A 23,610-nucleotide genomic window follows, 5' to 3' on the forward strand; every position below is an offset into this window, starting at 1 on the left:
GCGGATCGTGCGAGGCGCACATGGAAAAGAACGCCGATCAGTGGGCGGCCAAGTACCCGGAGTGGAGCAAGTGACCGATTTCCTTCTCGAACTGCGCAGTGAGGAAATTCCGGCACGGATGCAGGCAGGCGCGCGCGCCGATCTGGAAAAGCTGTTTCGCAAGGCGCTGGACGCTGCGGGGCTGAAGGCGGGCGAAGTGACGGTGTGGTCAACGCCGCGCCGACTGGCGCTGATCGCGCGCGATCTGCCACTGGCAACCGAGGCGGTATCTGAGGAGACCAAGGGGCCGAAGACCTCTGCGCCCGAACAGGCGCTGGAAGGTTTCCTGCGCAAGACCGGGCTGACCAAGGACCAGTTGACTGAGCGCGATGGCGTGTGGTTTGCCGTCACCGAAAAGCCGGGCCGCGCGACGAAGGACGTGCTGGGCGAAGCGATTCCGGCGATCATCCGCGCTTTCCCCTGGCCCAAGAGCCAGCGCTGGGGCGCGGCTTCGCTCTCCACGGAAAGCTTGCGCTGGGTGCGTCCGCTTTCGGGCATCGTGGCGATCCTTGGCGAAGATCTGGTCGAGTGCGAGATTGGCGGCGTGAAGTCCGGCTTTGCCACGCGTGGGCATCGGTTCCATCACGATGGCGAAATCACGATTGGCGGCGCTGGCGACTACGCTGAAAAGCTGCGCGCGTGCCATGTGATCGTTGATCATGCCGAGCGCGAAGCGCTGGTGCGTGACAAGGCCAAGGCTGCGGCGGAAGCGGCTGGGCTGGTGCTGGTCGAGGACGAGAGGCTGGTGATCGAGAACGCCGGCCTGACCGAATGGCCGGTGCCGCTGCTGGGCCGCTTTGACGCGACGTTTCTGGACGTGCCGCCGGAGGTGATCCAGCTGACGGCGCGCGTGAACCAGAAGTATTTTGTGTGCACCTATCCTCCCCAGAATGGGGAGGGAGGCCATGCGCAGCATGGTGGAGGGGGCTCTCCGCACGCACAGCCTTTGGGGGATGGTCCCCTCCACCACCCTGCGGGCGGTCCCCCTCCCCGTGCCGGGGAGGATGGGCGGCTTGCCAACGCCTTCGTCTGCACCGCCAATATCGAGGCGAAGGACGGTGGGGCGGCGATTGTCGATGGCAACCGCAAGGTGCTTGCGGCCCGGCTTTCGGACGCGCGCTTCTTCTGGGAGCAGGACAAGAAGAAACCGCTGTCGGTCCATGCCGAAAAGCTGGGGCGGATCACGTTTCACGAGAAGCTGGGCACGGTGGCCGACAAGGTCGAGCGTGTGGCCAAGCTGGCGCGGTGGCTGGTTGAAGAGGGTATCGTAAAAAATCCTCCCCGAAACGGGGAGGGGGACCATGCGCAGCATGGTGGAGGGGGTTCTCCGCAAAGCACCCGGCCAACCGATAGCCCCCTCCACCACCCTGCGGGCGGTCCCCCTCCCCATACTGGGGAGGATTTGTCTCTCGCAGACCAGGCCGAACTCGCCGCCCGCCTGTGCAAGGCCGATCTCGTCACCGAAATGGTCGGCGAATTCCCCGAACTCCAGGGCCTGATGGGCGGCTACTACGCCCGCGCCGAAGGCCTGCCAGACGCCGTGGCCGACGCCATCCGCGATCACTATAAGCCGGTCGGGCAGGGCGATGACGTGCCGACTGCGCCGGTGACGGTGGCTGTGAGTTTGGCGGATAAGTTGGATACGCTTTACGGTTTCTTCGAAATTGAAGAGCGCCCTACTGGGTCAAAAGATCCTTTCGCGCTAAGACGAGCGGCGCTCGCAGTGCTTCGTCTGATCTCTTCGAATAACTTACGGCTCAACTTGATCGACGCGTTGCTAGAAACAGGATTTTTCCTTTTCGAATGGCAAACCGATGACGATCCGAAATTTTTGGCATTTCGCGACCGGCACCCAGATGTTCAGGAGGCTGAGCTATTTAATATCTGGATTCGGGAACAACCAGACTACGATCGAGAGGCGCAGCCAAAGGCCAACTTGCCCACGGCCGAGGTCATGAGCTTCCTAATCGACCGCCTAAAAGTCCAACAACGCGAAGCGGGCGTTCGTCACGACCTGATCGACGCCGTGTTCGCGCTCGGCGGGGAGGATGATCTCGTCCGCCTGCTCGCCCGCGTTCACGCATTGCAGGCTTTCGTCACCACCGAGGACGGCACCAACCTGCTCGCAGGGTACAAGCGCGCCGCGAATATCCTGAAGAAGGAAGGCTTCACCGCCAATCCCACTGCCGGGGCCGAGGGCGAAGGCGTGGTGCCGCCGACGGGTGAGGAAGACCCGCTGGCGATGGTGGATGATCCGGCGTTCAGGGGCGTGGCCGCGCAGTTTGCGCATCCTGAGTGCAATTATGAGCGCGAACCGGCAGAGCAGGCGCTGGTCGATGCGCTGAACGCTGCCGAACCGCAGGCCGACAGCGCGATTGCCGCCGAGGACTTTACATCAGCCATGGCGGCGTTGGCTAGCTTGCGCGGGCCGATTGATGCGTTCTTTGATGGCGTGACGGTGAATGATGCGGACGCTAACAAACGGTCGAGTCGTCTGGCATTGCTTGACCGTTTCCGTGCTGCGGTGCACAAAGTTGCGGACTTTTCGCGCATAGAAGGCTAAGGGGCCCGAAATCGCGAAAGGCCGAATCCGGCCCGGACCGGCAGAAAATTACAGACGCAGGGAGCATCGTTGTTCGCATGAGCGCATACGTATTCCACTTCGGCGGCGGTGCCGTATCGACCGATCCGCGCGCGAAGGACAAGACCATCGCGGGCGGCAAGGGCGCGAACCTTGCCGAAATGGCCGGGATCGGCCTGCCGGTGCCTCCGGGCTTCACCATCAGCACCGAAGTTTGCACGGCCTACAACGCCAGCGGCAAGACGTTTGACGATGCCCTGCGGGCTGGCGTGGCCAATGGCGTGGCGCATGTGGAAAAGGCCACCGGGCGCACGTTTGGCGATGCCGCCAATCCGCTGCTCGTCTCGGTACGTTCGGGCGCGCGCGTTTCGATGCCGGGCATGATGGACACGGTGCTGAACCTTGGCCTGAATGACCAGACGGTTGAAGGCCTTGCTGCGGGATCGGGCGATCCGCGCTTTGCGTGGGACAGCTACCGCCGCTTCATCCAGATGTATTCGGACGTGGTGCTGGGGCTGGACCATCACCGGTTCGAAGATGCGCTCGAAATCGTCAAGGAAGACAATGGCTTCTTCAACGATGTGGAACTGGGCGCGGAACATTGGCAGGCACTGGTCGGCGAATACAAGGCCATCGTGGCAGAGCAGCTTGGCCGTCCGTTCCCGCAGGACGTGCACGAACAGTTGTGGGGCGCCATCGGTGCCGTGTTCGATTCGTGGGAATCGGACCGCGCCAAGGTCTATCGCAAGCTGAACGACATTCCCGCCGACTGGGGCACGGCTGTGAATGTGCAGGCGATGGTGTTCGGCAACATGGGCGAGACATCGGCCACGGGCGTTGCCTTCACGCGTGATCCGGCCACCGGTGAGCGCGCCTATTACGGCGAATGGCTGGTCAATGCACAGGGGGAGGACGTCGTCGCCGGCATCCGCACGCCGCAATACCTGACCAAGGCCGCGCGCGAACGGGCGAATGCCAAACCGCTTTCGATGGAAGAGGCGATGCCGGGGGCTTATGCCGAACTGGCCGCCGTGTTCGACCTGCTCGAAAAACACTATGCCGACATGCAGGACATCGAATTCACCGTCGAGCAGGGCAAGCTGTGGATGCTGCAGACCCGTTCGGGCAAGCGCACCGCCAAGGCCGCGCTGAAGATGGCGGTGGACATGGTGGGCGAAGGCCTGATCGATGAAGCCACCGCGATCCGCCGCATCGATCCGATGGCGCTGGACCAGTTGCTGCACCCCACGCTCGATCCCAAGGCCGTGCGCGACGTGCTGACCAAGGGGCTTCCGGCATCGCCCGGTGCGGCTTCGGGGATCGTCGTGTTCGATTCCGATACTGCGCAGGCGCGCGCCGAACGCGGTGAAGCGGTGATCCTAGTGCGGGTGGAAACCAGCCCCGAGGACATCCACGGAATGCACGCGGCGCAGGGTATTCTGACGGCGCGCGGCGGCATGACGTCGCACGCGGCCGTGGTCGCGCGCGGGATGGGCCGTCCCTGCGTTTCGGGTGCTTCGGCGGTGTCGATCGATATGGTCAGCCGGACCGCAAAAATCGGTGGGCGAGACATCGTGGAGGGCGATGTTATCACCCTTGATGGATCGAACGGCGATGTGATGGCGGGCAAGGTTGCCACGGTCGAGCCGGAACTGGTCGGCGATTTCGGCACGCTGATGGTGTGGGCGGACAAGCACCGCCGCATGAAAGTGCGCACCAACGCTGAAACGCCGCTCGATTGCCAGGTGGCGCGTCAGTTTGGCGCTGAAGGCATCGGCCTGTGCCGCACCGAGCATATGTTCTTCGAAGCCAGCCGCATTTCTGCCGTGCGCGAAATGATTCTGGCCGAAGATGAGGCGGGCCGCCGCAAGGCGCTGGCCAAGCTGCTGCCCGAACAGCGCAGCGACTTCCAGTCGATCTTCGAGGTGATGGCGGGGCTGCCGGTCACGATCCGCCTGCTCGATCCGCCGCTGCACGAATTCCTGCCGCACGCCGATGCCGAATTTGCCGACCTTGCCGAAGTGACCGGGCGGGGCGTTGAGCATCTGAAGCGCCGCGCGGGCGAGTTGCACGAATTCAACCCGATGCTGGGCCATCGCGGTTGCCGTCTGGGCATCACTTTCCCCGAGATCTACGAGATGCAGGCGCGCGCAATCTTTGAAGCCGCGTGCGACGTGGCGGAAAAGAGCGGCGATGCGCCGATTCCCGAAGTGATGATCCCGCTGGTTGCCACGCGCAAGGAGCTGGAAATCCTGCGCGCGCTGGTGGACCGCGTGGCGCTTGAGGTCTTTGCCGAAAAGGGTCGCACGCTGGAATACATGGTCGGCACGATGATCGAACTCCCGCGCGCCGCGCTGATGGCGGGCGAGATTGCCGAGGAGGCCAAGTTCTTCTCGTTCGGCACCAACGACCTGACCCAGACCACGCTGGGCGTGAGCCGCGACGATGCGGCGCGCTTCCTCAACCCTTACGTGGATCAGGGCATCTATCCGCGCGACCCGTTCGTCAGCCTCGATATCGAGGGCGTGGGGCAACTGGTGGAACTGGCCGCAGAGCGCGGCCGCAAGACGCGGCCTGACCTCAAGCTGGGCATCTGCGGCGAACACGGCGGCGATCCGGCTTCGATCGCGTTCTGCGAGAAGACGGGGTTGGATTACGTTTCGGCCAGTCCGTATCGCGTGCCGATTGCAAGGCTGGCGGCGGCGCAGGCGGCGCTGGGCTGAGGTTTACGGCTGCAGCATAAGCTTGCCGCGTAAACTGGTGCGCCCCCGCGAAGGCGGGGGCCTCGGTGTCGCTACTGAACGTTCGCTTAAACGGCCTGAGGCCCCCGCCTTCGCGGGGGAGAAAGTCTAGGTGGAAATAGCCTATTTGGCACGTTTCCCCGGGGAAACACTCCATAATGGTTTTGTGTGCAGCCGTTCCGCTTTAAAATTTCGGCGGGCGGAGCGGTTTTGCCCAACCGCTTAGCGTCAGTATCTCGAACCGTTCGGTCACTTTTCCGTCCGCATCAGCGCGTGCAGCGAAGGCAATGCGCGCGCGCGCCAGCTCGGCCTTTCCCAGCGGGGCGCCAGTGCGGGCCAGGCAATTGCCAAGGCCCTGAGCGCGCAAATCCGCCACCAGTCCCTCAAGCGAACGAAATCGGACATCAAGATGATGGCTGTCGATCACCGGATCGGCAAAGCCGCAGCGTTGGAGCAATTGCCCTCCGGCCCTCACGTCCACTTGCGGATGGATGCGCGGTGAAGGCCGGTCGGCATCAGCTTCCAGCATGATCGCACGCAGGGCGGGGAGTGATCCGGCGGCCATGAAGCTGGCGATCATCAGCCCGCCATCGGCCAGCGCGCGGCGCAAGTGGACCAGTGCGCCGGGCAGGTCGTTCACCGTGTCGAGCGTGCCGAGGCTGGCGATGAAATCGAAGCCATCGGCAAAAGGGTAGGGCGCTACTTCATCCAGCGGCGCATCGCTGAGCACGGGGTCGCGGCATTCGACGGAGCATCCCGCCGCGGTGAGAGTGCGGGCGAGTGCGCCGGTCCAATCTCCCACGATCAGCGCGCGCTTGGGCTCGTGGCGCAGGAACGAGAGGCGGTCGAGCACGTCATCGACCATGTCGTCCATGATGTAGCGCGGCGCATCCGGCTGCTGCTGCAGGCATGCCATGCGCCGCCGCAGGGCTTTCCGCCGTTTTGGCGCGAAAATAGTGGGGGGTGAACTGGCCATTTCCGGGCAGTGCCCATCTTCGCAGGGATTGCCAAGGGGGCGCGTTGTGCAAGGATTGATGCATGAAGCTGGCTTCAGCCCTTACGCCCGTGATCGACTTCGTGTTCCCCCCCCGTTGCCCGCTGTGCGGTGATCCGGTGGCGGCGCATGGCGGGCTGTGCCTCGGCTGTTGGGACAAGCTCGCGGTGCCATCGGGCACGTGCTGTACGCTGTGCCAGCGGCCGATGGGCGAGGGCTATGGCGAAGATGCGGAGCTGATCTGCGCGCCGTGCATGGCCGAACCGCCCCGCCACGCTGGGATCGCTGCCGCCACGCTCTATAACGAACCATCGCGCGCGCTGGTGCTGGCGTTCAAGCATGGGCGGCGGATCGGGCTTGCGCCGATGATGGCGCGGATGATGCTGACGCGGCTGTCAATTTTGGAAGGGCCGTGGCTGGTCGTGCCGGTGCCGCTGCATCGCTGGCGGCTGATGCGCCGCGGGTTCAACCAGTCGGCGTTGCTGGCGCGGGAGATCGCACGCGCGACCGGACAGGCGTTGCTGTTTGATGGGCTGGTGCGGCATCGGCCTACGCCGTCGCTCGGCGGGCTTGGGCGCAAGGCACGGGCGCGGATTCTCTCGGGCGCGATTGCGGCGCATTCCGGGAGAGCGGCGCGCATCAAGGGTGCGAATGTTCTGCTGGTGGACGATGTGATGACCAGCGGCGCGACGACAAACGCCTGCATCACGGCGTTGCGCAAAGCCGGGGCGAAGCAGGTGCGGATCGCCTGCTTTGCCCGCGTGCTGGACGAAGCGCTCGATTCGGTGCGTGAGGTGGCACAATTCAGCACCTGAAACAGGAAACGCCCGGAATCTTGCGATTCCGGGCGTCCTCGTGACGAATTTCTGCGGGCGTTCGCGTGATCCGAACGGCCCCCTGACCGTCCCGCCTGTTCCCTCATCTACCGGTCTTGCCCTGCGCGGCCCTGTGGGCCTGCTGCAAGGGCTACCGACCGGCCCCTCATCGTGTGTCCCTGAACATTGGCGCTTTATGCACTGCCTGCCCGGTTTGACCGGTGGCCGTTCAGTTCGCAGTTCCCTCAAACCGCAAGAGCTTCATTCCCCATTAAGCCCGGCGGCGAAAGCATATTGTGTGCTGGCAGTGGATTTCGCCACTTTGTGTGGTTATCGTGCAACAAATCCGCCACATAACATCGTCCCGGCACTACAGATAGAAAGGCCGCAACCTCTTGTCCGCTACCGAAGACAGCGCCCGCCGTGAGCAGGGCGCCGAGTTCATGCCCAAATTCGATTCAAACGGCCTGATCACCGCCGTTGCTGTAGATCACGAAACAGGCGCGTTGCTGATGCTGGCGCATATGAACGCCGAGGCGGTGGGAAAGACGCTGGAGACGGGGTTTGCATACTTCTATTCAAGATCGCGCGGGCGTTTGTGGATGAAGGGCGAAAGCTCGGGCCACGTGCTCAAGATCATCGAAATCCGTGTCGATTGCGATCAGGATGCGCTGGAACTGCGCGTCGAAGCGGCGGGGCCTGCGTGCCACACTATGGCGCCTTCATGCTTCTACCGGCGCATTACATCGGGCGGCACGTTGGAGCGCATCGACGATTGACGCTTACGTAAAGGGGAGTTAGGTTTGGTGGCATGTCACAGCAAGCTGCCACAGCGACTCATGCCCCGGACAGCCAGCCGGCTTCTGGAAAAACCGAGGCTTCAGGAAACACCGAGACGGGCCACACCGGCCATCTCGATCAACCCGATGCCCTGAAGCGGGACCAGTTCACCATATCCGATCTCTCCAACGAGTTTGGGGTGACGGCCCGCGCACTGCGCTTCTATGAGGACGAGGGGCTGATCGCGCCCGAACGCATCGGCCTTTCCCGCATCTATTCCAAGCGGGATCGGGCGCGTCTGGCGTGGATCATGCGCGCGAAGAACGTGGGCTTCAGCCTTGCTGAAATCCGCGACATGATCGACCTTTACGACATGGGCGATGGCCGTGCGGAACAGCGCCGTGTCACGCTTGCCAAATGTCGTGAGCGAATCGAGAATCTGCGCCGCCAGCAGGCAGACATTGCTGCGACCATCGACGAACTGACCAGCTTTGTCGATCTCGTCATCGCAAGGGAGCGGTCAGAAGGCCGCAACCCGGACGCATAAAGGGACAGGAAATCATGCCGATCTACACCGCGCCCACCCGCGACACCCGCTTCGTCGTCAACGAACTGATCCGCCTTGAAAGCTATGGCAACCTGCCCGGCTTCGAAAGCGCGACGCAGGACATGACTGACGCGATCATCGAAGAAGCCGGGCGCTTCGTTTCCGAAGTCATTGCTCCGCTCAACCTGTCTGGCGACAAGGAAGGCTGCACGCGCCACCCCGATGGCACGGTGACCACGCCAAAGGGCTTCAAGGAAGCCTATCGCCAATACGTTGAAGGCGGCTGGGGCACGCTTTCGGCACCGGAAGTCTATGGCGGGCAGGGCCTGCCGCACGTGATGGGCTTCATCATGGAGAAGTACCTCGCTACTGCCAATCAGGCTTTTGCGATGTACCCCGGCCTTGCCAATGGTGCGATTTCGGCAATCATCGCAAAGGGTTCGCCTGAGCAGCAGGCGATGTACCTGCCCAAGATGGTGAGCGGCGAATGGCTCGGCACGATGAACCTGACCGAACCCCATTGCGGCACCGATCTTGGCATGATCCGCACCCGCGCGGAGCCGCAACTGGATGGTTCCTATGCCATTACCGGCACCAAGATCTTCATCTCGGCCGGCGACCATGACCTGACAGAGAATATCATTCACCTCGTGCTTGCCAAGACCCCCGGCGCGCCGGAATCGAGCAAGGGCATTTCACTGTTCATCGTGCCGAAGTTCATCGTCAATGCTGATGGCTCGCTGGGCGAGAAGAACAGCGTGTCGGTTGGCTCCATTGAAGAGAAGATGGGCATTCATGGTAACGCCACATGCGTGATGAACTACGACGGTGCCAAGGGCTGGCTGGTCGGCGAGGAGAACAAGGGCCTTGCCGCCATGTTTATCATGATGAACGCCGCGCGGCTTGGCGTGGGGATGCAGGGGCTGGCCCAAGCGGAAGTGGCTTACCAGAACGGCCTTGCTTATGCGCTCGACCGCCGTCAGGGACGCGCGCTGACCGGCCCGGCCGAGCCTGAGCAGAAGGCCGATCCGATCATCGTCCACCCCGATGTGCGCCGCATGTTGATGGATGCCAAGACTTTCATCGAAGGGATGCGCGCGCTGTGCCTGTGGGGGGCGTTGCAAGTTGACCTTTCGCACAAGGCGGCGACGGACGAAGAACGCCAGATGGCGGATGACCTGATCAGCCTGCTGACGCCCGTCATCAAGGGCTACGGCACCGATATGGGCTACGATGTGGCCACCAATATGCAGCAGATCTGGGGTGGCCACGGCTATATCGCAGAAAACGGCATGGACCAGTTTGTGCGCGATGCCCGCATCGCCATGATCTATGAAGGTACCAACGGCGTTCAGGCGATGGACCTTGCCGGGCGCAAACTGGCGTTGAACGGTGGCCGCGCAGTGCAGGCGCTGTTCGCGCTGATCGATGCCGAATGTGCAGAAGACAGTGCGGACGAAACGGTCAAGCTTGTGGCTGAGCGCCTTTCGAAGGCGACGGGCGAGATGAAGGCGGCGACCATGTGGTTCATGCAGAACGCCATGGCCAACCCGAACAATCTGGGTGCGGGTGCCTATGCCTACATGACTTTGACCGGGATCGTATCACTCGGCCTGATGTGGCTGCGCATGGCCAAGGTTGCTGCAGCGGCCATCGGCAACGGCGCAGACGACAAGGCCTTTTACGAAGCCAAGCTGGCTTGCGCTCGCCACTGGGCCACGCGCTACACCACCGAAGCGGGCGCTTTGCGTCGTGAAGTGGAAGCGGGCTGCGAGACGATCATGGCGCTTTCGCCAGAGCAGCTCGCGATTGCATGATGGCTGGATGCGGGGAGGCCAGCAAGCCTCCCCGGTTCAGCTGAGTACTTCGTCCAGCAAGTCCATCAGCGCACCCCAGCTTTGCCGGTCGGCGCTGGCGTCATAGCCAATTGCTGCCATCCCGCGCGCATCGCTGCCGGGATCGGTGAAGCCGTGTTTTACGCCACTGTAGCTGTGGAAGTGCCAGCCCGCTCCCGCAGCGTCCATTTCCTCCCAGAAGGCTATGACCTGTTCGCGCGACACCATCGGGTCGGCATCGCCGTGGCAGACAAGGATGCGCGTCTTGACTACGCTCGGCCTGGCGGGGGCCAGCGTATCAAGCAGGCCGTGGAAGCTGGCAGCCAGCACAATGTCTGCTCCATCGCGTGCCAGTTCGAGCGCCGCCTGTCCGCCCATGCAATAGCCGACTGCGGCAACCGGCAGGCCTTGCACTTCCGGCAGATCAGTCAGCGCCGCTAGCCCTGCACGCAGACGCTGGCGGTAGCCTTCGGCACTTTCCCGCAAAGGCCCCGCCAGTTCTCGCGCATGATCGAAATCGCGCACCTGCACGCCATAGAAATCGGCCACCAGCGCCAGATAGCCGGCCTGGGCCAGCATCTGTGCGCGGCGCACCATTGGCGCGTTGCAATTCATGATAGTCGGCAAGACCAGCACCGCAGCGCGGGGCGTGCCTTCCGGCCTTGCCAGAAATCCGGCGAGTGCAACGTCCCCGTCCGCGTAATCGACCTGTTCCATCGCCACTACGCTTACTCCGGCAGGAAATCCGGCACGGACAGATACCGTTCACCGGTATCATAGTTGAAGCCCAGTACGCGGCTCCCGGCGGGCAAACTCTCCAGTTTCTGTGCGATGGCGGCAAGCGTTGCGCCCGAAGAAATGCCCACCAGCATCCCTTCCTTGGCGGCGCACTGGCGCGCCATTTCCTTGGCATCGGCGGGATCGACCGTGATCGCCCCGTCGATAGATTGCGTATGCAGATTGCCTGGAATGAAGCCCGCGCCGATACCTTGAATCGGATGCGGGGCAGGCTGCCCGCCGGAGATCACCGGCGAAAGCGTCGGCTCTACCGCATAGGCCTTCATCGAAGGCCAGTGCTTCTTCAGTTCCTCGGCGCAGCCGGTCAGGTGCCCACCGGTGCCGACGCCGGTGATCAACACGTCGACGGGTTCGCTGCCGAAGTCCTTCAGGATTTCCTGCGCGGTGGTGCGCACGTGGACCGCGACGTTGGCAGGATTGTCAAACTGCTGCGGCATCCACGCGCCGGGGGTCTGCTCGACCAGTTCCTTGGCGCGCTCGATCGCGCCCTTCATGCCCTTTTCGCGCGGGGTGAGATCGAACGAAGCGCCGTAAGCGAGCATCAAACGACGCCGTTCAAGCGACATCGATTCGGGCATGACCAGTACCAGCTTGTAGCCCTTGACCGCGGCAACCATGGCAAGGCCGATGCCGGTGTTGCCCGATGTCGGTTCGATGATCGTGCCGCCAGGCTGCAGGCTGCCGTCTGCTTCTGCAGCCTCGATCATGGCAAGGCCGATGCGGTCCTTGATCGAGCCGCCGGGATTGCCGCGCTCGCTCTTCACCCATACCTCGTGATCGGGAAACAGGCGGGACAGGCGAATGTGCGGGGTGTTGCCGATGGTGGCGAGGATCGAATCCGCTCTCATGTCGCATGGCTCCTTCTGGTGAATGGGGAGTGTTTAGGACTATCTGTATCGTGCTGCAAAGGTTCGCGCGTTCTTCAGTTCTGGAAACAGGAAAAACCAGGCGGCGGTAATGACAATTGCGCCCACACCGCCGAAAACGGCCGCTCCCATCGCACCGAGCAGCGCGGCTGCGACGCCCGATTGCATTTCGCCCAATTCGTTTGATGCGGAAATCGCCAGGCCGGAAATGGCAGATACGCGGCCACGGACAGCATCCGGCGTGTGCAACTGCACCAACGTGTTGCGGATGAACACGGACACCATGTCGCCTGCGCCAATGCCCACAAGCATCAGCAGCGACAGGTAGAAATTGGTCGATACCCCGAACCCAATGGTGAAGAGGCCAAACACCACAACGCCGAGCAGCATCTTGTTGCCGACGTTGTTCGCAATCGGGTGACGAGCTAGCACAAAGGCGACCAGCGCTGCGCCCAAACCGGGCATGGCACGCATGATCCCAAGGCCGTTTGCACCGACCGGTTGGTCGTCTATCAATAGAATATCGCGCGCAAAAACGGGCAGAAGCGCGGTCGCCCCGCCCAGTAGCACGGCGAATAGATCCAGTGTGACGCAGCCCAGCAGGAAGCGATCATTCCAGACGAAGGAAAGCCCTTCGCGCATCTGTTTGACCGGATGGACATTGCGGTTGCCTTCCGGCGGGGGAAGGCGGCGTATGCTGAAAGTGCAGGCTGCCCCCAGGGCAAGCAGCACAGTTGATGTCCAGTACGGGAGCGTGGCGTGCCCCGCAAAGAGCAGTCCGGCAATGGCCGGGCCACCGACCGATCCGATCTGCCAAGCCATCGAATTTATGGCGATGGCTTTCGGCATCAGCTCGGCTGGAACAACGTTGGGCGCGATCGAAGCGAGTGCAGGTCCGATGAACACACGCGCTGTGCCATGAAGCGCGGCAAGACCGAACAGCAGGGGCAAAGTCAGGATACCGCTGCCGGTAGCCAGCGCCAAAGTCAGTGCTACGGTAAGATCGATGCACATCGATAGTGCCGCCACGTTGCGCCGGTCAAACCGATCAGCAACAAGCCCTGCAATTGGTGTGAGCAGGAACAGCGGCAGGAACTGGGCGAGGCCAAGCAGGCCCAACTGGAACGCGGCCTGCGCCATGGACATACCGTATTGCCCACGCGCCACATCGTAGAGCTGGTAGCCCAGAATGACGACCATGCCCGATGTCGCCACAACCGAGAAAAACCGCGCGATCCAGAACTTGCGGTAATCGGGTATCGCGAGGGGAGACGTCGGCAGCGGCGAAGCGGGGTTGGTCGTATTCACGCGTTGCGCCATGCCATTGCGGCTGGCGCTTGCCAAGAAAGCAAAAGTTGCGTGCAGAAAGGTGCGTCAGCGGCCCTTGGTGTTGGGCTGCAACGAGCGGATCATCTTGGCGAAATCATCCACGCGCACAATGCGTTCAAACTGAAATCCGGCGCGGCCGGATTCATCGGTCCAGACCACGAAAGCTTCGATTCGCCCGACGACCGGAAAGCGCACGGTCAGCCGTTCACCACGGCCGAGATCTTCGACCTCGGTGGCAAGAAAGCCGGTCGTCGAGATATTTGCCAGATGCAACATGATGTCGCCGCGCGTTCGATGTTCGCCAATCACCGGCAGGTTTACCGGGTGGCGGGTCGAACGACGCAGGTCGGTGACCGAAAGCTGTGCTCCGCCGCGCATCGTTCCTCCTTCGCGCATGAGTGACCCGTGTGGGACTATGCCGAAGGATATAGGCTTGAATTGGCGAACAATTCGTAAAGCCTCCGGCAAAAGCTTGCCGGAAGCGGCAGGCCCTTGCCGTTAGGGATGCGGAAACCCTGTTTTGCGGGTCAAATCAGGCACGGCGGACGATGCCGTGCTTCTTTTTGCCCGATGAAACGCGAATTTCCTTGTCGGACAAGGTGATACGGTACGCTTCGTCTGTCACCGCCACGCCGTCGATTCGCGCTCCGCCGCCGGTGACCAGCCGCTTGGCTTCGCCACGGCTGGCCGCAAAACCAAGTCCGACCAACGCATCGACAATGGAGATACCTTCGTCGCTTACGTCGAGGGTAGGCAGGTCCTGCCCCAGCCCGCCGCCCGCGAAAGTCGCCGCCGCCGTGGCCTCTGCCGCCTTGGCCGCGTCGTCCCCGCGCACCAGCCGGGTCACTTCATTGGCCAGCACGATCTTTGCCGCATTGATCTCGCTGCCTTCCAGCGCTTCCAGCCGTGCGATCTCGTCCAGCGGCAGATCGGTGAACAGGCGCAGGAACTTGCCCACATCACGGTCATCGGCATTGCGCCAGTATTGCCAGAAGTCCCAGGCGGGCAGGGCGTCTTCATTCAACCAGACCGCACCGTTCATGGTCTTGCCCATCTTCGCGCCATCGGCGGTGGTGAGCAGCGGGGTGGTGACACCGAACACTTCCTTGCCGTCCATGCGGCGGGTCAGTTCTATGCCGTTGACAATGTTGCCCCACTGGTCCGATCCGCCCATCTGCAGGCGGCAATCATACCGCTGCGACAGTTCGCGGAAATCGTAGGCCTGCAGGATCATGTAGTTGAATTCGAGGAACGACAGCGACTGTTCGCGATCAAGCCGCTGCTTCACCGAATCGAAGCTGAGCATACGGTTGACCGAGAAATGCTGCCCCACTTCACGCAGGAACGGGATGTATTCCAGCCGGTCGAGCCATTCGGCGTTGTCGAGCATGACGGCATCGGTTGGCCCGTCGCCAAAGGTGAGGAAGCGTTCGAACACGGTTTTGATCGAGGCGACGTTCTGCGTAATCAGTTCATCGGTCAGCAGCTTGCGTGCTTCGTCCTTGAAGCTTGGGTCACCGATCTTGCCTGTGCCGCCGCCCATCAACACGATGGGCTTATGTCCCGCCTGTTGCAGGCGGCGCAGCAGCATGATCTGCACCATCGAACCCACGTGCAGCGATGGCGCGGTGGGATCGAAGCCGATATAGCCGGGCACAATCTGCTTTGCCGCCAGCGCATCAAGCGCGCTCGCATCGGTCATCTGGTGGATGTAGCCTCGCTCGGAAAGCAGGCGCAGCAGGGAAGAAGTATATTCGGTCATCTCGGCCACTCACTATCGGGATGGCGCGCCTAGCACGGAGTTGCGCAATTGGGAACGTTTGAGCTTTTGCCCCATCCGGCCAATCCGCCCAAGGGTATTGGCCGGGTCGAGGCGCGGATCACCGGGGGCGACGCGCACTGGATGACGCTGCGCTGGAAGGTCGAGGGCGCGCAGGGGCTAATTCTGCCGCCGTTTGCGGGCAAGCGCCGCGCCGACGGGTTGTGGCAGACGACGTGTTTTGAGCTGTTCGTGAAGCCTGAGGGTGGCGAAGGCTATGCCGAGTTCAACTTCTCGCCTTCGCAAAGCTGGGCGGCTTATGATTTCACAGGTTATCGTGAAGGCATGGCCGAGCGGATGATGCCGCGCGCGCCGGTCTGCACGCCGCGCCGGGGGCAATCGGTGCTGATTTTTGATGTGGCGCTTCCGGTGGCTGCGCTCCCGCCACTGCCTGCCGCATTTGGGCTGACAGCGGTGCTTGAGGAGGAGGGCAGTTTGAAGTCCTACTGGGCTATCGCGCACCGCGAGGATCGGCCCGACTTTCATCACGAGTCTTGCTTCGCCGCTTCGCTTGCGGCACCGAGCGGGGCATGAAATTCGGTATCGACCGGCTGCTTGCCGACCCCGCCCTGAGAAAACCGCTTGAAGGCAAGCGCGTCGCGCTCGTCGCCCATCCTGCATCGGTGACCGATGGGCTGGTTCACTCGCTGGATGCGCTGATCGCGTCGGGGTTGCGTGTAACCTCGGCTTTCGGGCCGCAGCATGGCCTGAAGGGCGACAAGCAGGACAACATGGTTGAGACGGCGGACGAGCTTGATCCGACGTACGGCATCCCGGTGTTCAGCCTCTATGGCGAAGTGCGTCGACCCTCCGGGCAGATGATGAGCACCGCCGACGTGTTTCTGTTCGACCTGCAGGACCTGGGATGCCGTATCTACACCTTCGTCACTACGTTGCTCTATCTGCTTGAGGCCGCACACGGCACCGGCAAGGCGGTGTGGGTGCTGGACCGGCCCAATCCAGCGGGGCGCCCGGTGGAAGGCACCACGTTGCTGCCGGGCTGGGAAAGCTTCGTTGGCGCAGGGCCGATGCCGATGCGGCACGGCATGACGTTGGGCGAGATGGGTGCCTGGTTTGTCGAGCATTTCAAGCTCGACGTCGACTATCGCGTGATCACGATGGAAGGCTGGACGCCCGAAAGCGGACCCGGCTTCGGCTGGCCGGAGAGCCGCATCTGGATCAATCCATCGCCTAACGCGGCTAGCCTGAACATGGCACGGGCCTATGCAGGCACGGTAATGATTGAGGGCGCGACCGTTTCCGAAGGGCGTGGCACCACGCGGCCGCTCGAAGTGCTGTTCGGTGCGCCGGACGTAGACGCAAAGGCGGTGCTGGCGGAAATGCGCAGCTTCGCGCCGCAATGGATGGAAGGCTGCGCGATTCGCGAGTGCTGGTTCGAGCCGACGTTCCACAAGCACGCCAAGTCTTTATGCAGTGCACTGATGATCCATGCCGAAGGCGCATTCTATGATCACAACGCGTTCCGACCGTGGCGGTTGCAGGCGCTGGCGTTAAAGGCGATCCGGCGGCTGTACCCGGACTATCCGCTATGGCGGGATTTTCCTTACGAGTATGTGTTCGACAAGCTGGCGATCGACGTGATCAACGGCGGGCCTGCGTTGCGTGAATGGGTGGACGATCTGGCTGCGTCGCCCGCTGATCTGGACGCCGTGGTGGGGCCGGACGAAACGGCCTGGGTAGAAGAGCGGCGGCGGTTTTTGCTCTACTGATCGTGTTCAGGCTGCGGGTGGTTTGCCCGGCAGAACGTTGGCGGCCTGCCGCTGTTCAGTGAGGATCTGCCACGCTGCGATAAACAATGCTCCGGCAAGCGGGCCAACAACGATGCCGCTGAGGCCGATCAGTTCGATCCCGCCGAGTGTGGTGACGAGCACCAGCCAATCGGGAATGCCTGCATCGCGGCCAACCAGCATCGGGCGCAGGATGTTGTCCGACAGACCTATCACGAAGACACCTGAGGCGACCACGACCGCGCCTTCCCATATGGAGCCGGTGGCGAAGAGATAGACGGAAACCGGTCCCCAGATAATCGCAGGACCAATCGCTGGAAGCAGTGCGGCAATGGCCATCAGCATACCCCACAGCAGTGCTGCTGGCAGGCCGACTATCGCAAAAGTGATCGCTCCAAGTGCGCCTTGTGCCAGCGCGACAAGGCCTGAACCCTTGAGCGTGGCACGGACTACGGTGGCAAAAACGGTAGCCAGTCGTTGCGCCACGGATGCCTCAAGTGGCAGAGCCTTGACAATTTTTGCGCCAAGCTCTTCGCCATCGCGGACGAGGAAAAAGGTGACGTAGAGCGCTACGCCGAATGCGAGCAGAAACGCGGCGGCATTCGCGCCTATCGCCAGAGCGCGCTGTGTCAGCAGGCTGGCGCTGTTGCCCAGCGCTTCCGAGATGCGGATTTGGGCCCGCTCGAAGGTGCCAAATCCTGCCTTGCCAAGCAGGCTTTGCACCCGTTCGGGCAGGGCATCATGAACCTGCTGGAAGTAGAGCGCAAAATTTATCTCGCCACTGCGCATTTGGAGATAGACGCCGCTAGCCTGATCCACCACCAGGCTGCCAATCACCATTGCCGGTATGATAACCGCAAACGTGATGATCAGCAGAGTCATTGCAGCAGCCAGATTGCGGCTGCCGGGCCAGCGCTCATGCAGACGATGGAAGAGTGGCTGGAACAGGATCGCCGCCAGAGCCGCCCAGAGAAGGGCGCTGGCAAATTCGGACACCACCATGGCAAGCGCTATGGTGACGAGCGCCAGAAGCAGGACGAGGCCGCCGTTTTCGACCCGCTGTCTATCGATCATAAATCCCTCAAGTGCAGGACCGGTCGGCCGGACTTCCTGTGCCTTTTACTGGCACTGGAAGCCGCGTAAATCCGCGAGGTATCATTTTGATCCGCCAGTGCGCCGATTTTTGCGCCGAATTTCTGATTCAGTGCTTCTTGCGGGTAAGTTCGCGCATGGCGCCATCCAGTCCCTCAAGCGTGAGGGGATACATCGAGCCGCCAATCAGATCCTTGAGCATCTTGGTGGATTGCGAATAATTCCACTGCTTTTCAGGCACCGGATTGAGCCAGACGGTGGCTGGGTAGGTCTGCGCTACCCGGTGCATCCACACCGCGCCTGCCTCCTCGTTGAAGTGCTCCACGCTGCCGCCGGGATGGCTGATTTCATATGGGCTCATCGACGCATCGCCGACGAAAATCACTTTGTAATCATGGCCGAATTTGTGCAGTATGTCCCACGTCTTGGTGCGATCCGACCAGCGGCGTTTGTTGTCCTTCCACACGCCTTCGTAAAGGCAGTTGTGGAAATAGTAGAACTCCATGTTCTTGAATTCCGCCGTAGCGGCGCTGAACAGTTCCTCCACCAGTTTGATGAACGGGTCCATCGATCCGCCGACATCAAGGAACAGCAGCAGTTTGACGGCATTGCGCTTCTCAGGGCGCATCTTGATATCGAGCCAACCCTGCCGCGCGGTGCCCTCGATCGTGCCATCAAGATCGAGTTCATCCGCCGCACCCTCACGGGCAAAGCGGCGCAACCGGCGCAGCGCGATCTTGATATTGCGGGTGCCCAACTCCTTGGTGTTGTCGAGATTGGCGAATTCGCGCTTTTCCCAGACTTTGATCGCGCGGCCATGTTTGCTCTCGCCGCCGATGCGCACGCCTTCGGGATTGTAGCCGGAGTTGCCGAAAGGACTGGTTCCGCCAGTGCCGATCCATTTGTTGCCGCCCTGATGGCGCTTTTCCTGCTCTTCGAGGCGCTTCTTGAGCGTCTCCATGATCTCGTCCCAATTGCCGAGGGCTTTGATCTTTTCCATTTCCTCATCGGACAGGAATTTTTCGGCGACAGCCTTGAGCCAGTCTTCGGGGATATCGACAGGGCGCTGGCCGTAATCGGTCAGCAGGCCCTTGAAGACCTTGTTGAACACCTGATCGAAGCGATCCAGCAGGCCTTCGTCCTTCACGAAGGTGGCGCGGCTGAGGTAGTAGAACGCCTCGGGCGTCTGTTCGATAACGTCCTTTTCCAGCGCTTCCAGCAGCACGAGGTGCTCCTTGAAACTGGCTGGAATGCCTGCGGCGCGCAGTTCATCGATGAAGTTGAAAAACACGTGAGGCCGCTCCTTTGACTTAACCGTGTGATTAAGCGCTGAAAGCGCGGACCGCAAGGCCTGCCGGAGCGCCATAGATGCGCCCTTTGTGGGCGAATCGGGCAAAGAATCGGTTGAGTGCAGGCCACCGAAAGCTAACGTTGCCAAACATGGTTAAGGACATGTTTACCATGAAGCGGTTTGCCGGCGCGATTGGCGCATTTGTAGTCCTGTTGCTGGGGGCAATCGCCGTGGTGCCGGGCTGGCTTCCGTTTGGGGGTGGCGAACAGGCGCAGGCTCAAGTGGCCATGCCGTCAGAGCCGTTCAGTCAACCAGCCGCCCCGGTGAGACCTGCCCCGGCAGCGCCAAAGTTGCCGCCTCAGGTTTCAGAGGTGCTGCAATCTGGCGTGTTGATCGTGATAAGCAAGCCAACGCAGCGCATGTTTGTGTTCAAGGACGGCGTGCCGTGGGCGTCGTCGCCGGTCTCTACGGGCAAGCGAGGGCACGGGACGCCGTCCGGCGTGTTTCCGATCCTTCAAAAGCGTGTTCACCACCGTTCAAACCTCTACAGCAACGCACCGATGCCGTTCATGCAGCGGCTGACTTGGGGCGGAATTGCGATCCACGCCGGGCGGTTGCCGGGCTATCCAGCCTCGCATGGGTGCATCCGGCTGCCCTATGCCTTTGCCAAGTCATTGTTTTCGCTAACGAAGGCTGATGCCACCACAGTGGTGGTGACCAATGAAGCGGTACGGTCTGATGAGGGCGCAATCACGCTGGCGCTGAACACTCAGACACCACGTCCGGCGCTTCCGGGCCTTGTGCCTCCTCCTGAATCTGCGTTGGCGGAAAGACCTTCACCGACACAGGTTTTACCGGTCCCGGCCAGTCCGGTGCTGCTGCAAGTGGCCGCCCCGCGCTTTTCCGGGCCGGGGCAGACGATCCAACTCGCCGCCGCGACAAGCCCCGGTGAAGCCGAAGCGCAGTGGGCTGAACTGGTTGCGCAACATCCAGAGCTTGCCGGGTTCCGCAAATCGGTGGTGCCTGCCGTGGTGGGTGCGCGGCAGTTCTATCGTTTGCGCGCCAGTGCGCCGGGCGCGCACGCTTATTGTGCGGCGCTGAAACGTGCCGGGCAGGACTGTTTTCGGGTCAGTTAGGTCAAGCGGGTGGCGGCGGGGCTGGCGGTTGTTGCGGCCATGATTCGAGCGTGGGATCAAGCAGCGCCCAAGCCGGTGCATCGTCCGTCCAGATAATCGCCTGCGGGGCGAGGCCGTGGTTTGCATCCAGCACGCCGAAGCGCACAGTCTTGAGGTGCAGTCGAGCCGAGCTTTGGCCGAATACCTGGCTGCCGCACGCCGGGCAGAAGTGGAACGTCAGTGTGTTGCCGCTGGCTGCGGTCCAGGTCTTGTGGGCAAGAGCGCCTGTGATCGCCACATCTTCGGACTTGAAAATAGCGTTGTTGGTGGGGCTTCCTGCGGCAATCTGCTGGCATTGGCGGCACCAGCACTGGCGCGTGGCGATAGGCTCACCCGCGATGGCGAGCGTGACTGAGCCGCAGGCGCATTGTCCGGTGTAGGGCATTTCCGCTGCCTCCTTTCGTGGTGCGTGCGATTGGGTATTGTTAGTGTTACTTACAATTGGCATGGTGTGGACATACGGAGAGGATAACACCAACATGCTCAAACTCTATACCTTTGGTCCCGCCGCCAATTCAATGAAGCCGCTGCTGACGGTTTTCGAAAAGGGGCTGGATGTTGAGAAGAACCGGCTCGATCCGTCGAAGTTCGAACATCACACCGACTGGTTCAAGGCGATCAATCCGCGCGGGCAGGTTCCGGCGCTGGTCGATGACGGGAAGGTCATCACCGAATCGACGGTGATCTGCGAATACCTTGAGGACGAGTATCCGACCGAGGTTTCACTCCGCCCGGCGGACAGCTTTGGCAGGGCGCAGATGCGGGTTTGGACCAAGTGGGTGGACGAATACTTCTGCTGGTGCGTTTCGACCATCGGCTGGCACCGCTACATCGGCAACATGGTGAAGGGCTACAGCGACGTCGAGTTCGAGGAGAAGGTGAAAGCCATCCCCGTGGTGGAGCAGCAGGTAAAATGGCGGCGTGCGCGCGAGGGCTTTCCGCAGAACATGCTCGACGAGGAAATGCGCAAGATCGCGTACTCGGTGCGCAAGCTGGACGACCATCTGGCCGACCACGAGTGGCTGGTGCCGGGGCAATATACGCTGGCTGATATCTGCAACTTCGCCATCGCCAACGGGATGCAGTTCGGCTTTGCGGAATTGGTGAACAAGGAGGCCACACCGCATCTGGTGCGCTGGATCGAACAGATCAACGCGCGGCCTGCAGTGAAGGCGATGTTCGAGCAGGTGGAGCTGGAGCAGCTCGGGCGGAGGAGTTAGACAAGGCACCACCCCCGGCCCCTCCTCTGAAGAGGAGGGGGGAGAAAACGGTTAGTTGCCGGGGCGGCGGGCCATGAAAGCGAGCTTTTCGAACAGCATGATGTCCTGTTCGTTCTTGAGCAGCGCGCCGTGGAGCGGGGGGATGGCCTTGGTCGGGTCGCGGTTCTGGAGGACATCCAGAGGCATGTCCTCGTTCAGCAGCAGTTTCAGCCAATCGAGCAGTTCAGACGTGCTGGGCTTTTTCTTGAGGCCGGGGACCTCGCGAATCTCGTAGAACACTTCCATTGCCTTGGATACCAGCGTCTTCTGGATACCGGGGAAGTGGACGTCGATGATGGCCTGCATCGTCTCGCGGTCTGGGAACTTGATATAGTGGAAGAAGCAGCGGCGCAGGAAAGCGTCGGGCAGTTCCTTCTCGTTGTTCGAGGTGATGACGACGATGGGGCGTTCCTTGGCCGCGACGCGCTCTTGCGTTTCATAGACGTCAAAGCTCATGCGATCGAGTTCCTGCAACAGGTCGTTGGGGAACTCGATGTCGGCCTTGTCGATCTCGTCAATCAGCAGGACGGGCAGTTTGGGCGCGGTGAAGGCTTCCCACAGCTTGCCCTTCTTGATGTAGTTGCTGATGTCATGAACGCGCTCATCGCCGAGTTGGCCATCGCGCAGGCGGGCGACAGCGTCGTATTCGTAGAGGCCCTGCTGCGCCTTTGTGGTGGATTTCACGTTCCATTCGATAAGCGGTGCGTTCACGGCCTTGGCGATTTCGTGCGCCAGCACCGTCTTGCCGGTGCCGGGTTCGCCCTTTACCAGCAGCGGGCGGCGGAGCAGGACGGCGGCGTTGACCGCGACCTTGAGATCTTCGGTAGCGACGTAGTTGCTGGTGCCTTCAAAGCGCATCGGCGGTTCCTGTTTCTTAATCGTTTGGTTAAGCGATAGGGCGCTGATTTGCGCCTTGCAATAGGGTAGTTTAGTGACGGGTGCGTCAGAAATGGTGCGCGTTATTGACGCATGTGTCATTTATTGGCGGGGTTGCTGACTTGAGCGTCACTAATGCTCGGTATCAAAGTGTCGCTGGTGGCTGATGTCCTGCTGTGCGGAATTGCCGGGAGCCTTGGCGGCGTGTAGGCGGCTTGGCAATGTTTGCGTGGCGCATCGATCCTTTGAGGCAAGGTTATCAGGCATCACCGCGCGAGCGGGCGGGATCGTTCGTTTTCGCGCTTGTGGCCAGCGCGCTGGTGTTCCTGATCATGTGGAAGATGGGCGCGGTGACTGGCTTTGGCGGGGGCCAGGGTTCCCGGTTGACGGCGATCGACCTGACTGACGCGGGGCAAGACGAGTCAAAGGCGGCGGAAAAGCAGCCGGAGCAGAAGCAGGCCAAGCAGGCGGAGAGTGCCGAGGCCACGCCGGTCCAGCCTGCCACAGCGCCGCCAGCCGTGCCGATCCCGGGCAAAGTGCAATGGCCGGAAGGCTTCATCGAGCTATCGCGCAATGACTATCGCGCTGGCGATATCAGCAAGATGAAGCGGCAGGAATCAGGCGGCGGTGCGCCATCGGGCGGCGGCAGTCCGGGAGATTCGGCCAGTCTGGGGCAGGGGCCGGGCGGCGTTCGGCTCTATGCCGCGCAATGGTATCGCGAGCCGACCGATGCGGAAATCGGGCCATACCTGCCAGCGCGGCGGACGCAGGGTGATTGGGCGATGATCGCGTGCAAGACGGTGGAGAAATACCATGTCGAGGACTGCCAGGAACTGGGCGAAAGCCCGCCGGGATCGGGCCTCGCACGGGCGATCCGGCAGGCATCATGGCAATTTCTGGTGCGGCCCCCGCGCGTGAACGGGAAGCCGCAGGTGGGAGAATGGGTGCGGATACGATTTGATTTTCGGCCGAAGAAGGGCGCGGCGGGCGACGACGCCAATCTTTGACAATAAGCGCGCAAATTT

21 protein-coding genes are annotated in these 23,610 nt (G+C 62.0%); 11 read left to right on the forward strand and 10 right to left on the reverse strand.

Annotated elements, in window-relative coordinates:
* The first annotated feature begins 70 nt into the window (after positions 1–70).
* Together B7X90_RS07425 and ppdK are read left to right on the forward strand one after the other, a co-directional pair.
* Positions 71–2,602: a glycine--tRNA ligase subunit beta gene (locus B7X90_RS07425; RefSeq protein WP_292623140.1), complete on the forward strand. Its 2,532-nt coding sequence runs from the start codon at positions 71–73 to the stop codon at positions 2,600–2,602.
* Between the two features lie 77 nt (positions 2,603–2,679).
* Positions 2,680–5,343, forward strand: a complete 2,664-nt coding sequence (gene ppdK, locus B7X90_RS07430) for a pyruvate, phosphate dikinase (protein ID WP_292623143.1) — start codon at positions 2,680–2,682, stop codon at positions 5,341–5,343.
* A 202-nt stretch (positions 5,344–5,545) separates the two neighbouring features.
* Here the strand turns inward: ppdK and B7X90_RS07435 are convergent, their stop codons facing one another.
* Positions 5,546–6,337, reverse strand: a complete 792-nt coding sequence (locus B7X90_RS07435) for a methyltransferase domain-containing protein (RefSeq protein WP_292623145.1) — start codon at positions 6,335–6,337, stop codon at positions 5,546–5,548.
* A gap of 62 nt (positions 6,338–6,399) precedes the next feature.
* Here B7X90_RS07435 and B7X90_RS07440 point away from each other — a divergent pair, with 62 nt between their 5' ends.
* From B7X90_RS07440 to B7X90_RS07455, 4 genes are all read left to right on the forward strand, one after another.
* Complete coding sequence (locus B7X90_RS07440; protein ID WP_292623149.1) at positions 6,400–7,170, forward strand: ComF family protein; 771 nt, start codon at positions 6,400–6,402, stop codon at positions 7,168–7,170.
* Positions 7,171–7,565: 395 nt separating this feature from the next.
* Positions 7,566–7,949 (forward strand): phosphoribosyl-AMP cyclohydrolase, encoded by a 384-nt coding sequence (hisI, locus tag B7X90_RS07445; protein WP_292623151.1) that lies wholly within the window; start codon positions 7,566–7,568, stop codon positions 7,947–7,949.
* Between the two features lie 32 nt (positions 7,950–7,981).
* Positions 7,982–8,497, forward strand: coding sequence for a MerR family DNA-binding transcriptional regulator (locus B7X90_RS07450; RefSeq protein WP_292623153.1), 516 nt, complete (start codon positions 7,982–7,984; stop codon positions 8,495–8,497).
* A gap of 14 nt (positions 8,498–8,511) precedes the next feature.
* Positions 8,512–10,314 carry an acyl-CoA dehydrogenase C-terminal domain-containing protein gene (locus B7X90_RS07455; RefSeq protein ID WP_292623155.1) on the forward strand — a complete coding sequence of 601 codons (1,803 nt, stop codon included), beginning with the start codon at positions 8,512–8,514 and terminating at the stop codon, positions 10,312–10,314.
* A 36-nt stretch (positions 10,315–10,350) separates the two neighbouring features.
* Here the strand turns inward: B7X90_RS07455 and B7X90_RS07460 are convergent, their stop codons facing one another.
* The 5 genes from B7X90_RS07460 to tyrS form a co-directional block, all read right to left on the reverse strand.
* Positions 10,351–11,049: a dienelactone hydrolase family protein gene (locus B7X90_RS07460; protein WP_292623200.1), complete on the reverse strand. Its 699-nt coding sequence runs from the start codon at positions 11,047–11,049 to the stop codon at positions 10,351–10,353.
* 11 nt (positions 11,050–11,060) lie between these two features.
* The gene (cysK, locus tag B7X90_RS07465) at positions 11,061–11,978 is read right to left on the reverse strand and encodes a cysteine synthase A (protein WP_292623156.1); all 918 of its coding nucleotides are present in this window, start codon (positions 11,976–11,978) and stop codon (positions 11,061–11,063) included.
* Between the two features lie 39 nt (positions 11,979–12,017).
* The gene (locus tag B7X90_RS07470) at positions 12,018–13,316 is read right to left on the reverse strand and encodes an MFS transporter (protein ID WP_292623158.1); all 1,299 of its coding nucleotides are present in this window, start codon (positions 13,314–13,316) and stop codon (positions 12,018–12,020) included.
* Positions 13,317–13,370: 54 nt separating this feature from the next.
* On the reverse strand, positions 13,371–13,703 hold the full coding sequence (locus tag B7X90_RS07475) for a PilZ domain-containing protein (RefSeq protein ID WP_292623159.1): 333 nt from the start codon (positions 13,701–13,703) through the stop codon (positions 13,371–13,373).
* 154 nt (positions 13,704–13,857) lie between these two features.
* A complete protein-coding gene (gene tyrS, locus B7X90_RS07480; RefSeq protein ID WP_292623160.1) occupies positions 13,858–15,087 on the reverse strand; it encodes a tyrosine--tRNA ligase in 1,230 nt (409 codons plus the stop codon).
* A 48-nt stretch (positions 15,088–15,135) separates the two neighbouring features.
* On the opposite strand from tyrS, the gene B7X90_RS07485 reads away from it, so the two are divergent.
* Positions 15,136–15,678 (forward strand): DOMON-like domain-containing protein, encoded by a 543-nt coding sequence (locus B7X90_RS07485; RefSeq protein WP_292623162.1) that lies wholly within the window; start codon positions 15,136–15,138, stop codon positions 15,676–15,678.
* Positions 15,675–16,874, forward strand: a complete 1,200-nt coding sequence (locus tag B7X90_RS07490) for a DUF1343 domain-containing protein (RefSeq protein ID WP_292623164.1) — start codon at positions 15,675–15,677, stop codon at positions 16,872–16,874. The genes B7X90_RS07485 and B7X90_RS07490 overlap by 4 nt, the downstream gene beginning before the upstream one ends.
* Before the next feature lie 6 nt (positions 16,875–16,880).
* On the opposite strand, the gene B7X90_RS07495 is transcribed toward B7X90_RS07490, so the two are convergent.
* Together B7X90_RS07495 and B7X90_RS07500 are read right to left on the reverse strand one after the other, a co-directional pair.
* Positions 16,881–17,966, reverse strand: a complete 1,086-nt coding sequence (locus tag B7X90_RS07495) for an AI-2E family transporter (RefSeq protein ID WP_292623166.1) — start codon at positions 17,964–17,966, stop codon at positions 16,881–16,883.
* Positions 17,967–18,093: 127 nt separating this feature from the next.
* Positions 18,094–19,275: a VWA domain-containing protein gene (locus B7X90_RS07500; protein WP_292623168.1), complete on the reverse strand. Its 1,182-nt coding sequence runs from the start codon at positions 19,273–19,275 to the stop codon at positions 18,094–18,096.
* A 170-nt stretch (positions 19,276–19,445) separates the two neighbouring features.
* On the opposite strand from B7X90_RS07500, the gene B7X90_RS07505 reads away from it, so the two are divergent.
* Complete coding sequence (locus B7X90_RS07505; RefSeq protein WP_292623170.1) at positions 19,446–20,411, forward strand: L,D-transpeptidase family protein; 966 nt, start codon at positions 19,446–19,448, stop codon at positions 20,409–20,411.
* A 1-nt stretch (position 20,412) separates the two neighbouring features.
* Here the strand turns inward: B7X90_RS07505 and B7X90_RS07510 are convergent, their stop codons facing one another.
* Positions 20,413–20,835 (reverse strand): GFA family protein, encoded by a 423-nt coding sequence (locus tag B7X90_RS07510; RefSeq protein WP_292623172.1) that lies wholly within the window; start codon positions 20,833–20,835, stop codon positions 20,413–20,415.
* Positions 20,836–20,878: 43 nt separating this feature from the next.
* Here B7X90_RS07510 and B7X90_RS07515 point away from each other — a divergent pair, with 43 nt between their 5' ends.
* Positions 20,879–21,670 carry a glutathione S-transferase family protein gene (locus B7X90_RS07515; protein ID WP_292623174.1) on the forward strand — a complete coding sequence of 264 codons (792 nt, stop codon included), beginning with the start codon at positions 20,879–20,881 and terminating at the stop codon, positions 21,668–21,670.
* A gap of 51 nt (positions 21,671–21,721) precedes the next feature.
* Here B7X90_RS07515 and B7X90_RS07520 read toward each other — a convergent pair whose 3' ends face one another.
* The gene (locus B7X90_RS07520; protein WP_292623176.1) at positions 21,722–22,567 is read right to left on the reverse strand and encodes a MoxR family ATPase; all 846 of its coding nucleotides are present in this window, start codon (positions 22,565–22,567) and stop codon (positions 21,722–21,724) included.
* Between the two features lie 239 nt (positions 22,568–22,806).
* On the opposite strand from B7X90_RS07520, the gene B7X90_RS07525 reads away from it, so the two are divergent.
* Positions 22,807–23,592: a hypothetical protein gene (locus tag B7X90_RS07525; RefSeq protein WP_292623178.1), complete on the forward strand. Its 786-nt coding sequence runs from the start codon at positions 22,807–22,809 to the stop codon at positions 23,590–23,592.
* The last annotated feature ends 18 nt before the right edge of the window (positions 23,593–23,610 follow it).

The sequence above is a fragment of the Novosphingobium sp. 17-62-19 genome (assembly GCF_002256775.1).
Lineage (GTDB): Bacteria > Pseudomonadota > Alphaproteobacteria > Sphingomonadales > Sphingomonadaceae > Novosphingobium.

Coding starts and splice junctions, on each gene's coding strand:
- B7X90_RS07525 (WP_292623178.1), top strand. CDS start 22,807: ATGTTTGCGTGGCGCATCGATCCTTTGAGGCAAGGTTATCAGGCATCA.
- B7X90_RS07460 (WP_292623200.1), bottom strand. CDS start 11,049: ATGGAACAGGTCGATTACGCGGACGGGGACGTTGCACTCGCCGGATTT.
- B7X90_RS07440 (WP_292623149.1), top strand. CDS start 6,400: ATGAAGCTGGCTTCAGCCCTTACGCCCGTGATCGACTTCGTGTTCCCC.
- B7X90_RS07520 (WP_292623176.1), bottom strand. CDS start 22,567: ATGCGCTTTGAAGGCACCAGCAACTACGTCGCTACCGAAGATCTCAAG.
- B7X90_RS07455 (WP_292623155.1), top strand. CDS start 8,512: ATGCCGATCTACACCGCGCCCACCCGCGACACCCGCTTCGTCGTCAAC.
- tyrS (WP_292623160.1), bottom strand. CDS start 15,087: ATGACCGAATATACTTCTTCCCTGCTGCGCCTGCTTTCCGAGCGAGGC.
- B7X90_RS07505 (WP_292623170.1), top strand. CDS start 19,446: ATGAAGCGGTTTGCCGGCGCGATTGGCGCATTTGTAGTCCTGTTGCTG.
- B7X90_RS07510 (WP_292623172.1), bottom strand. CDS start 20,835: ATGCCCTACACCGGACAATGCGCCTGCGGCTCAGTCACGCTCGCCATC.
- B7X90_RS07475 (WP_292623159.1), bottom strand. CDS start 13,703: ATGCGCGGCGGAGCACAGCTTTCGGTCACCGACCTGCGTCGTTCGACC.
- cysK (WP_292623156.1), bottom strand. CDS start 11,978: ATGAGAGCGGATTCGATCCTCGCCACCATCGGCAACACCCCGCACATT.
- B7X90_RS07470 (WP_292623158.1), bottom strand. CDS start 13,316: ATGGCGCAACGCGTGAATACGACCAACCCCGCTTCGCCGCTGCCGACG.
- B7X90_RS07450 (WP_292623153.1), top strand. CDS start 7,982: ATGTCACAGCAAGCTGCCACAGCGACTCATGCCCCGGACAGCCAGCCG.
- B7X90_RS07495 (WP_292623166.1), bottom strand. CDS start 17,966: ATGATCGATAGACAGCGGGTCGAAAACGGCGGCCTCGTCCTGCTTCTG.
- ppdK (WP_292623143.1), top strand. CDS start 2,680: ATGAGCGCATACGTATTCCACTTCGGCGGCGGTGCCGTATCGACCGAT.
- B7X90_RS07435 (WP_292623145.1), bottom strand. CDS start 6,337: ATGGCCAGTTCACCCCCCACTATTTTCGCGCCAAAACGGCGGAAAGCC.
- B7X90_RS07490 (WP_292623164.1), top strand. CDS start 15,675: ATGAAATTCGGTATCGACCGGCTGCTTGCCGACCCCGCCCTGAGAAAA.